This is a genomic window from Erythrobacter sp., assembly GCF_038133525.1.
Taxonomy (GTDB): domain Bacteria; phylum Pseudomonadota; class Alphaproteobacteria; order Sphingomonadales; family Sphingomonadaceae; genus Qipengyuania.
The window spans coordinates 29,760-39,435 of the sequence record NZ_JAYPTL010000016.1 but is presented as its reverse complement, the minus strand read 5'-3'; the positions used below and the strand labels follow the sequence as shown (position 1 = coordinate 39,435).

Annotated in this window: 11 protein-coding genes; 9 read left to right on the top strand and 2 right to left on the bottom strand. The window is 61.6% G+C overall.

Going from position 1 to position 9,676, the window contains the following annotated elements; genetic code table 11:
* The first annotated feature begins 67 nt into the window (after positions 1 to 67).
* The 9 genes from AAFM29_RS05975 (at position 68) to AAFM29_RS05935 (ending at position 7,245) form a co-directional block, all read left to right on the top strand.
* Entirely contained in the window at positions 68 to 715 is a 648-nt protein-coding gene (locus AAFM29_RS05975; RefSeq protein WP_341711892.1) for a 2-hydroxychromene-2-carboxylate isomerase, read from the top strand.
* Positions 712 to 1,158, top strand: coding sequence for a GFA family protein (locus AAFM29_RS05970; protein WP_341711890.1), 447 nt, complete (start codon positions 712 to 714; stop codon positions 1,156 to 1,158). The genes AAFM29_RS05975 and AAFM29_RS05970 overlap by 4 nt, the downstream gene beginning before the upstream one ends.
* Complete coding sequence (locus tag AAFM29_RS05965; protein ID WP_341711888.1) at positions 1,155 to 1,910, top strand: alpha/beta fold hydrolase; 756 nt, start codon at positions 1,155 to 1,157, stop codon at positions 1,908 to 1,910. The genes AAFM29_RS05970 and AAFM29_RS05965 overlap by 4 nt, the downstream gene beginning before the upstream one ends.
* Positions 1,889 to 2,425 (top strand): hypothetical protein, encoded by a 537-nt coding sequence (locus AAFM29_RS05960; protein WP_341711887.1) that lies wholly within the window; start codon positions 1,889 to 1,891, stop codon positions 2,423 to 2,425. Before AAFM29_RS05965 ends, AAFM29_RS05960 begins: the two co-directional genes overlap by 22 nt.
* A 69-nt stretch (positions 2,426 to 2,494) precedes the next feature.
* Positions 2,495 to 4,339 carry a M2 family metallopeptidase gene (locus AAFM29_RS05955; RefSeq protein WP_341711886.1) on the top strand — a complete coding sequence of 615 codons (1,845 nt, stop codon included), beginning with the start codon at positions 2,495 to 2,497 and terminating at the stop codon, positions 4,337 to 4,339.
* The gene (locus AAFM29_RS05950; protein WP_341711885.1) at positions 4,336 to 5,340 is read left to right on the top strand and encodes a YncE family protein; all 1,005 of its coding nucleotides are present in this window, start codon (positions 4,336 to 4,338) and stop codon (positions 5,338 to 5,340) included. Before AAFM29_RS05955 ends, AAFM29_RS05950 begins: the two co-directional genes overlap by 4 nt.
* 8 nt (positions 5,341 to 5,348) lie before the next feature.
* Positions 5,349 to 5,801, top strand: a complete 453-nt coding sequence (locus AAFM29_RS05945; RefSeq protein ID WP_341711883.1) for a RimK/LysX family protein — start codon at positions 5,349 to 5,351, stop codon at positions 5,799 to 5,801.
* On the top strand, positions 5,798 to 6,703 hold the full coding sequence (rimK, locus tag AAFM29_RS05940; RefSeq protein WP_341711882.1) for a 30S ribosomal protein S6--L-glutamate ligase: 906 nt from the start codon (positions 5,798 to 5,800) through the stop codon (positions 6,701 to 6,703). Before AAFM29_RS05945 ends, rimK begins: the two co-directional genes overlap by 4 nt.
* Positions 6,703 to 7,245: a YbjN domain-containing protein gene (locus AAFM29_RS05935; RefSeq protein WP_341711881.1), complete on the top strand. Its 543-nt coding sequence runs from the start codon at positions 6,703 to 6,705 to the stop codon at positions 7,243 to 7,245. The genes rimK and AAFM29_RS05935 overlap by 1 nt, the downstream gene beginning before the upstream one ends.
* On the opposite strand, the gene AAFM29_RS05930 is transcribed toward AAFM29_RS05935, so the two are convergent.
* Positions 7,242 to 8,015 carry an SDR family oxidoreductase gene (locus tag AAFM29_RS05930; protein WP_341711880.1) on the bottom strand — a complete coding sequence of 258 codons (774 nt, stop codon included), beginning with the start codon at positions 8,013 to 8,015 and terminating at the stop codon, positions 7,242 to 7,244. The genes AAFM29_RS05935 and AAFM29_RS05930 overlap by 4 nt on opposite strands.
* A gap of 28 nt (positions 8,016 to 8,043) precedes the next feature.
* Complete coding sequence (locus AAFM29_RS05925; protein WP_341711879.1) at positions 8,044 to 9,483, bottom strand: AMP nucleosidase; 1,440 nt, start codon at positions 9,481 to 9,483, stop codon at positions 8,044 to 8,046.
* Positions 9,484 to 9,676 lie beyond the last annotated feature (193 nt).

Here is a 9,676-nt window from a genome sequence, read left to right as displayed (position 1 = left end):
TTATTGCAACGTGCAAATTTTGAAACCGTAGTGGCGCATTGCGCAACAGCGCGATAGAACCGCACGCATGACACTGATCGCAGACCTCTATTTCAGCTTCCGTTCGCCCTACAGCTACCTGTCGGTGGGCCGTTATCGTGCCATGGCGGAGGAGTATGACCTCGATATCACCCTGCGCCCGGTCTATCCGCTGGCGATCCGACAGCCCGATTTCTTCGAGCGCAACCATCCCAACTGGCTAGCCTACACCTTCCGCGACATGATCCGTGTGGCGCAGTTCCACGGCATTCCCTTCGGCGCGCCGCGGCCGGATCCGATCGTGCAGGACGTCGCCACGCGCAAGATTGCCGACGAGCAGCCGTATATCCGCCGTGTCACGCGGATGGGCCAGGCTGCCGCGCGTCGGGGCAAGGGCCTCATTTTTGCGCATGAGGCAGGTCAGATGATCTGGGGTGGGCAGGAAAACTGGCACGAGGGCGATCACCTCGCGTCCGCACTTGAGCGTTCCGGGCTCGACGCCGCCGAGGTCGAAGCCGAAGTCGCGGCCGAACCGGAAGCGCTTGATGCGGAGATCGCTGCCAATCAGGATGCCCTGGAGGCTGCCGGCCATTGGGGCGTGCCGACGTTGGTCTTCGAAGGTGAACCCTTCTTCGGCCAGGACCGCATCGAAATGGCCAAATGGCGGATGGAGCAAAAGGGGCTTTCGGCCCGATGAGCACGATCAAGACCGGCGGCTGCCAGTGCGGCCGGGTCCGCTATCGGGTCGATGTCGATGCAGCGGAGGCCTACTTGTGCCATTGTCGCATGTGCCAGAAGGCTACCGGCGGTTTCGCTGCGGCCTTCGTCCAGGTGCCTCGCGAAGCGCTGACTTGGGAGAGCGAGCCCGACAGGTACGCAAGCAGCCCGATCGCCGATCGCCCGTTCTGCTCGCACTGCGGCACGCCGCTGGGCTTTCACTACAATGACAACAAGGGGCGTGACGATCTGACCATCGGGAGTTTCGATGACCCATCGGGCTTTGTGCCCTCAGGGCATTATGGGGCCGAAAGCCTCCACGAAGCATGGATCGATACCAGCGGGTTGCCACGGCAGCGCAGCGATGGGACGCCAAGCGTTGCCCAACGATGGAAGAACGAAGGACTGGACGTTCCCGAATGAAGACCGAACATTTCGCCAGCTTCGACGGGACTGACCTGGCATTGCATCGGCACGGGGAGGGGCGACCCTTCGTGCTGCTTCATGGCCTGTTCTCGAGTGCGGAGATGAACTGGATCAAGTGGGGGCATCACGAAACCATTGCTGCGCGTGGGTACGAAGTCCTGATGCTCGATTTCCGCATTCATGGCGAAAGCGCGGTGCCGCTCGATCCGGCTGCCTACCCAAGCAGGGTCCTGGTTCGCGACGTGGTGGCGCTGGTCGAACACCTTGGTCTCGAAGACTACGATCTCGGTGGCTTCTCTCTCGGCGCACGTACCACGCTTCATGCCGTTGCCACCGGAGTGCTTTCGCCTGCACGGGTCGTGCTCGGCGGTATGGGCACGGCAGGGCTTGGCGAATGGCAGAAGCGATCGGGCTTCTTTCGGCGGGTCATCGATGAGTTTGACAGCATCGAGCAGGGCGATCCGGCCTATTTCTCGAAGATGTTCCTCAAGTCTCAGGGGATCGATCGAACCGCCGCACGCATGCTGCTCGACACCATGCCAGATCTCGACCTTGCCCTGCTCGACAATGTCACGATGCCGGCGCTGGTTGTCTGCGGCGATGAGGATCGCGACAACGGCTCGGCTCCCGAGCTTGCCGCGCTGCTGCCCAATGCGACTTATGTAGAAGTGCCGGGCACCCACATGAGCAGCTGTACCAAGCCGGAAATGGGGCAGGCGATCGCCGATTGGCTGGGAGACGCGAACTGAACCTCAAACGCGCCTTCCTGTGGACCTGGATTGGCGGCTTGGCGGCCTTCGCCATCGTGATCATGTTGAGCCTGCCGTTGGTCCTGACCGCAGTTCCCGGCGGCATCGCCGATCACCAGGCGGCCGGAAGTGCCGCGGAGGTTGATCGGATCCAGTCGGCCTGGCAGGCGGCGGGGCTATATGGTCAGGCCCGCATCGCAATGATCGGCGATCTCATCTTCATCGGGATCTACGGCTTCGGATGCCTGCTGGGCGGGCGATGGCTCCTGCAATCGCCGAGAAGGCTTGTGAGACCCTTGGGTGCCGCCGCGCTGGTTGCTGGGGCGACATTTCTGGCGACCGACTATGCCGAAACGATTAGCCAGTTCCTGCAATTGATCGATCGGGCCGGCGATGATGATCTTGCTGGACTCGCCGCAACGGTAAGGCCGATCAAGATGATGGCATGGCTGGCCAGTTTCTGCGTCATTATCGCCGCATTGGTGCTCGACCGGAATTCATCGCGGACGGCTTGATTAAGCCGGGCTGCAGGTGCAATCCGGTAGCATGTGTAACCAGTCACACGTTCCCGAGAGAGGACATTCATGAAATTCGCATCCGTCGCGCTGTCCGCGCTTGCAATCTCGCTTGCCAGCCCTGCACTTGCTGAACACCACGAGGCCGCGCCGGCCGAAACCGCCGCCTTCCCGATGACGCCGCAGGGCGCCGCAGACTGGGTAGCTTCGGTCGAGAAGGACCTGTTCGACTACTCGGTCGAGGCGAGTCAGGTTTACTGGGTCAACAACACCTACATTACCGAGGATACCGATGCGCTGGCGGCCAAGATCGGCGCAGTGGGCACCGAGAAGAGCGTGAAGTATGCGCTCGAAGCCGCGAAATACGCTGAAATCGCCGATCTCGACCCGGTGGTGAAGCGCAAGCTCGATATCCTGCGCAACAATATCGTCCTGCCCGCACCCACCACGGCAGGCGCCGCGACCGAACTCAACGAGATCGCGACGCGCCTCAACAGCCAGTACGGTAAGGGCAAGGGGACGCTGAACGGCAAGGAGATCAGCGGCTCCGATATCGAAGCCGAAATGGGCAATCCCGAACGGACCCCGGAAGAATTGGCCGAGATGTGGACCAGCTGGCACGACAATGTCGGCGGTCCGATGAAGGGCGACTATGTCCGGATGGTCGAGATCGCCAACGAAGGCGCGAAGGAGCTCGGCTTCGACGATGTCGGTGCGATGTGGCGTTCGGGCTATGACATGAGCCCCGAGGAGTTCACCGCCATGACCGAAAGGTTGTGGGAAGAGACCAAGCCGCTCTACGTTGCGCTGCACGCCTATGTGCGCAGCAAGCTCAACGAGAAGTACGGCGACGAGGTGCAGGCTAGGACCGGCCCGATCCGTGCCGATCTGCTCGGCAATATGTGGGCCCAGGAATGGGGTAACATTTACCCGTTGGTAGCTCCCGCCGGGGCCGGCGACATCGGCTATGATATCGGCGAATTGCTGGCCGCACAGGACAAGGGCCCGATCGACATGGTCAAGATCGGCGAGGGTTTCTACTCCTCACTGGGCATGAAGGCGTTGCCAGAGACCTTCTGGAAGCGCTCGATGTTCCTGAAGCCGGCCGACCGTGAAGTCGTGTGCCATGCCAGCGCCTGGGATATCGACAACAAGGACGATATCCGCATCAAGATGTGCATCAAGGTGAATGCCGACGACTTCGTCACCATCCACCATGAACTCGGTCACAACTATTATCAGCGCGCCTATCAGGACCAGAGCTACCTGCATCTCAACGGCGCCAATGACGGCTTCCATGAGGCGATCGGCGATTTCGTCGCGCTCTCGATCACGCCCGAGTACCTGGTGCAGATCGGCCTGCTGGATCGCGACGACGTGCCCAGCGCGGACAAGGACATTGGCCTGCTGCTGCGCCAGGCAATGGACAAGGTCGCCTTCCTGCCCTTCGGCCTGCTGGTCGACAAATGGCGTTGGGGCGTGTTTGACGGAACCGTCCCGCCCGAGGCTTACAATGCGGCCTGGGTTGGGCTGAAGCGCGATTACCAGGGCATCACCCCTCCGGTCGATCGCCCGCTTGATGCCTTCGATCCGGGTGCTAAGTACCATATCCCGGGCAACACGCCCTATACCCGGTATTTCCTTGCGCGGATCCTGCAGTTCCAGTTCTACAAGGCTGCCTGCGATCAGGCCGGTTGGAAGGGGCCGCTGCATCGCTGTTCCTTCTACGGGAACAAGGAAGTGGGCGAGAAGCTGAACGCCATGCTCGAGATGGGGGCCAGCAAGCCATGGCCCGATGCACTCGAAGTCTTCGCTGGTACCCGCGAAATGAGCGCCAAGCCGATGCTCGAGTATTTCAAGCCGCTGATGAAGTGGCTGGATCAACAGAACAAGGGCAAGCCCAAGGGATGGTGAGCCGCGCACTACCGTTTGCCTTGATCCCGCTGGCGGTCGCTTGTGCGCCGCTGGCGGAGGTCAGCACTGATCCAGCACCACAGGCGGCGAGCGGCGCGCTGTTTGTCGCCGGAAAGTTCGGCAACACACTGGCCAAGGTCGATCTGGCAACCGGTACGCGCACGGCGCTTGTGGCGAGTTGTGCGAATCCGCATGAACTAGCGACTTCGCCCGACAACCGCCACGTCGCGCTCGCCTGCTATGGCGGGACGACCCTCGACATCTTCCGTACGTCGGACCTTGCGAAGGTCACGAGTATTGAACTGGGCAATAATGCCCGCCCGCATGGCATCGTCTGGCATGGCAATGGCGACCTCTACGCCACCGCCGAAGGACGCCAGTCGATCTTCTGGATTCGCGATCCGCTCGGCCAGGCCGAAACCTTCGAATACGGGACGGGGCAGCGTGGCACGCATATGCTGGTGGTCGCGCCCGATGCGCGGCATGCCTGGACGACCGATTTGGGCTCCAAAACGGTCACCAGGGTCGACTTGCTGACGCGCCGGGCGCCACAATCGATCGAGGTGGGGATAGAGCCGGAGGGCATTTCCCTCGCGCCGGATGGCGAAACCCTATGGGTCTCTGCGCGTGGCTCGAACGAAGCCTATATGATCTCCCCTGACGACCTGGCGGTTCGCAAATCGGTCTCGGTCGGCCCATTTCCCCTTCGTATCGCTGTGCGGCCGCAAGGCGATTTTTCGGTCACTTCAGACCTTGCAGGCGGGTCATTGACGGTGATCGATGTGCAAACCGGCGAAGTCGCTCGCGCGATTGCGGTATCGAGCCCGCAAGAGGCCGAACAGCGCCAGCAGGTGACCATACTGTGGTCGCCGGACGGGCAGCGGATCTACGTTGCTGAAACCGGCACCGACACGATCGCTGAAGTGGATTTTGCTTCAGGCACAGTACTGCGCCGCCTCGATGGTGGGGATGGCGGAGACGGGCTGGCGATCATCAAGTGAGCCCCAAGATGAAGCCCATGCCTGTCGTCGGATGGCGCGAACTCGTGCATTTGCCCGAACTTGGCCTTCATGAACTGCCGGCCAAGATTGACACCGGTGCACGCACGTCGTCGCTCCATGCGACCGTGCTTGAGCGGTTCGAGCGCGATGGTGATCAGTACGTCCGCTTTGCGGTCGATTTTGAACGCCAGCACGTTCGGCAGGTGTGCGAGGCCGTGCATATCGATTGGCGCGGTATCACCAGTTCCAACGGCGAAACGCAGCGCCGGATGATCATAAAAACGCCACTAAGGATCGGTAGCCTTGAGTTCCGAGTGGAGATCAGCCTTGCCGACCGATCCGACATGAAATTTCCAATGCTCATTGGTCGATCTGCGCTAAGGCGCCGCTTCGTCGTCGACTCGGGCCATTCGTGGCTTCAGACGCCCGGTCGCGACGTGGAAAAAGGCTACAAGACATGAAAATCGCCATGTTGGCGCGCAACCCGGACCTGTATTCGCACAGGAGACTGGTCGAAGCGGCCGAGGCGCGTGGGCATTCCATGGACGTGCTCAACACGTTGCGCTGCACCGTCCATATCGCCAGTCACCGCCCCACCGTCAGCTACAATGGCGAGAAGGTGAACGGTTACGACGTGGTCATCCCGCGCATCGGTGCATCGATTACGAATTACGGCCTTGCCATCCTGCGCCAGTTCGAGATGGCCGGGGTGTGGTCGCTCAACGAAAGCGTGGCGATTGGTCGCAGCCGCGACAAGTTGCGGAGCATGCAGATCCTGGCGAAGCATGGCCTCGGGCTGCCGCTGACTGCGTTTGCCCATGATCCCAAGCAGACCGAGGAAATCATTCGGGCGGTCAACGGCCCGCCTGTGGTGATCAAGCTGCTCGAAGGTACGCAGGGCATCGGTGTCGTCCTGGCCGAGACAATGAGCAGCGCCAAGTCGGTAATCGAGGCCTTTCGCGGGGCCAACGTCAACATCCTGGTGCAGGAGTTCATCAAGGAAGCAGGCGGCACCGACATCCGTGCGCTTGTGATCGGTGGCAAGGTTGTCGCCGCGATGCAACGTACCGGCGCGCCGGATGAATTCCGGTCCAACCTCCATCGCGGTGGAAGTGCGAAACTCATCAAGATCACGCCTGAGGAACGCTCGACCGCGGTGCGCGCGGCAAAGCGGATGGGGTTGAACGTCTGCGGGGTCGACATGCTGCGGAGCAATCACGGCCCGGTAATCATGGAAGTGAATTCCTCACCCGGACTCGAGGGTATCGAGCAGGCAACCGGCAAGGACATCGCCGGCATGATCATCAAGTTCATCGAAGACCATGCCCAGCAGGGCAAAACAAAGACGAAAGGGAAGGGCTGATGGGGAAAGTGTCGATGCTGGCTGCAGTCAGCGGCCTGATTTTGGCTGGTCCCGTCTTGGCGGCGGAACCCATGGTGACCGCCAGCGACCCGCAGGGCATTGTCTCGCTGCTCGAAATTGCGGGCTATGAGCCGATGCTCGACAAGGACTCCTATGGCGACCCGATCATCCACGTCGAACTGGGCGGTTGGGAAGCGGACATCGCATTCTATGGATGCGATGAGACGACGCATGACGGTTGTTCGGAACTGCAGCTTGTAGGCGGCTTCGACACCGACTTCAGCGTCAGCGCAGAAACAGCGCTCGATATCGCCCGCCGGTCGCGCTACGCACAGACCTACATCGACGAGAACGGCGACGTTTGGATCCAGTGGGATATCGTAACGGGCAAGGGCATCTCGCAGGGCGTCTTCCTCAAGGGCCTGCGCAATTTCACCGATGCTCTGCAGTTCGCCGGCGGAGTGGCATTTCCCGAAGACGCTGCCGACGCGGCGGCCGATGCCGCGGCGGATGCGGCCGAGGAAGCCGCGAATGACGACTAGGCGTTGCGCGCCATCAATCCCCCATCGACCGGGATGATGGCCCCGGTGATGTAGCTGGCTGCGGGCAGCACGAGTGAAAGGGTCATGTGCGCCACTTCCTCCGGGTCGCCATAGCGTTTCAACGCAGTGCGTCGCTTGGCAAAAATGACTTTGTGCTCGTCGGGCACGCCTTGCGTCATCGCGGTACTGATCGGACCCGGGCAGATGCAATTCACCGTTATACCCTCAGGTCCCAAGTCGACGGCAAGCCCTCGCGTCAGGCCTGTCACGCCGGTTTTTGCAGCTACGTAGGGTGTGTCGCCCGGCGTCGCACCGAGCCCCTCGGTCGACGCAATGTTGACGATGCGAGCGGCATCGCTTTGGCGTAGATAGGGCAAAGCGGCGCGGACCATACGTTGGTGGGCGGTCAGCATCACCGCCAGCGCGCGCGCCCAAGTTTCCTCATATGCGTCGCCTTCATCGAGCGGACAGAAGCTGGATACTCCGGCGTTGTTGACGAGGATATCGATCCCCCCGAAATCCTGCGCGATCTGACGTACCACCTGCTTGATCGCCTCGGGATCACCCACGTCCAGCGCGTAGGGCAGCGCATTCGTACCGCATTCGCGGGCCACCGCCTGGCAGGAGGCGAGATCAAGATCGGTCACTGCAACCTTCGCGCCCTCCGCCGCGAACAGCTTGGCCGTTGCGCGGCCGATACCGCTGGCGGCCCCGGTAACGATGGCGACCCTGCCAGCGATCGAGCGCGAACGGTTTGGTGTTTCAGTCACGTGTTCCCCCTCATTGTGGGGAACCTTATCACCGGAACGGGGGCTCGTTGAAAGCGCGCAATTTGCGGCTGTGGAGGCGAGGCCCTTCTTCGCGCAACAGGCGGCATGCCGTGACGCCGATCTCGAGGTGGGCGGCGATCGCCTCCTCGTAGAACTTGTTTGCCTGACCGGGCAGCTTGATCTCCCCATGCAGCGGCTTGTCGGATACGCACAGCAACGTGCCGTATGGTACGCGGAAGCGGTAGCCCTGACCGGCAATGGTGGCGCTTTCCATATCCACGCCGACCGCGCGGCTCAGCGACATGCGATGGGCCGATTGGGTGTAACGCAGTTCCCAGTTGCGATCATCGGTTGTGACGACCGTGCCAGTACGCATGCGCCGCTTGAGGTCGGCTCCATGTTCGCCCGAGACCATCTCCGCCGCCTTGGCCAATGCCTGCTGCACCTCGGCAATGGCGGGGAGCGGGATTTCGGGCGGGAGTACCGGATCGAGCACGTGGTCATCGCGCAAATAGGCATGCGCAAGCACATAATCGCCGATCTTCTGACTCGGCCGCAGACCGCCGCAGTGCCCGATCATCAGCCAGGCTTCGGGACGGAGTACGGCCAAGTGGTCGCAGATCGTCTTTGCGTTCGAAGGGCCAACGCCGATGTTGACCAGCGTGATGCCCTCGTGGTCGGGGCCGACGAGGTGATAGGCCGGCATCTGGTGGCGGCGCCATGCGGTGTCGGAGAGCTGCGCGCGTGCGTTCTCGGTCTTTTCGGTTAGCAACAAACCGCCGGCACCGGCCAGTGCCGTATAGCCGTTCGCGCCGAGTTGTGAGCCTGCCCAATCAACAAATTCATCGACATAGCGATGATAGTTCGTGAACAGGATAAAGCGCTGGAAGTGCTCGGGTGCTGTGCCTGTATAGTGGGCAAGGCGCGCGAGGCTGAAGTCGGTGCGCAACCCATCGAACAGAGACAGTGGGATCGGGTCGTCTACGCCACCTAAGACCATTCCATCAGCCAGTTCGTCACCGATGTCGGCCAGCTCGGTCGATGGGAAGTGACGGGCGATGGCGTTGGGATCGACACCCACAAGCACTGCGCTTGCCTCGCCATCGAGGACGTAAGGGAAAGGGATCTCCTGTCGTGACGATCCAACTTCGACTTCAACCTCGTAGTTCGAGGAGATCAGTTCGAGCTGCTCCTTGAGGTAGTCGCGGAACAGCGCGGGTCGGGTAACCGTGCTCGTGTAAAGGCCCGGCGCATTCAGCCGACCGAATGCCCGGTTGCGGTCTTCGGGCTGGTCGCCACCGCGAAAGCGCAGGCGCAGTTCGGGATAGGCATAGCTGCCATCGATGCGGCGCTCGGGCGCGGGAAGGTCGCGCGTGCGACCGAAGGCAATGACATCCTCACGCAGCCGCTCGACGGCCGCATCGTATACTTTCTCGAGTCGGTCGAGAATGCGATCGATAGATTCCATGGGCGTTTACTCCTGCCTCTTGTGTTTATCGGTTTTCTCCCATGCCACATGGCAGGGGTGTATTACAAAAAGGGCGCGACCCTTGCGGATCGCGCCCCTTTTCTTTGGCGTCGAGGTGACGGGAAGCCTCAGGCTTCGTCCCCCCCTTCGAGCATGTGGGCGGGAATTTAGCCGGGCTCCAGGGGCGGATAGA

Excerpts from the sequence above, each read along its gene's own strand:
- AAFM29_RS05955 (WP_341711886.1), top strand. The coding sequence starts at position 2,495 with ATGAAATTCGCATCCGTCGCGCTGTCCGCGCTTGCAATCTCGCTTGCC.
- AAFM29_RS05970 (WP_341711890.1), top strand. The coding sequence starts at position 712 with ATGAGCACGATCAAGACCGGCGGCTGCCAGTGCGGCCGGGTCCGCTAT.
- AAFM29_RS05945 (WP_341711883.1), top strand. The coding sequence starts at position 5,349 with ATGAAGCCCATGCCTGTCGTCGGATGGCGCGAACTCGTGCATTTGCCC.
- AAFM29_RS05935 (WP_341711881.1), top strand. The coding sequence starts at position 6,703 with ATGGGGAAAGTGTCGATGCTGGCTGCAGTCAGCGGCCTGATTTTGGCT.
- AAFM29_RS05975 (WP_341711892.1), top strand. The coding sequence starts at position 68 with ATGACACTGATCGCAGACCTCTATTTCAGCTTCCGTTCGCCCTACAGC.
- AAFM29_RS05965 (WP_341711888.1), top strand. The coding sequence starts at position 1,155 with ATGAAGACCGAACATTTCGCCAGCTTCGACGGGACTGACCTGGCATTG.
- AAFM29_RS05925 (WP_341711879.1), bottom strand. The coding sequence starts at position 9,483 with ATGGAATCTATCGATCGCATTCTCGACCGACTCGAGAAAGTATACGAT.
- rimK (WP_341711882.1), top strand. The coding sequence starts at position 5,798 with ATGAAAATCGCCATGTTGGCGCGCAACCCGGACCTGTATTCGCACAGG.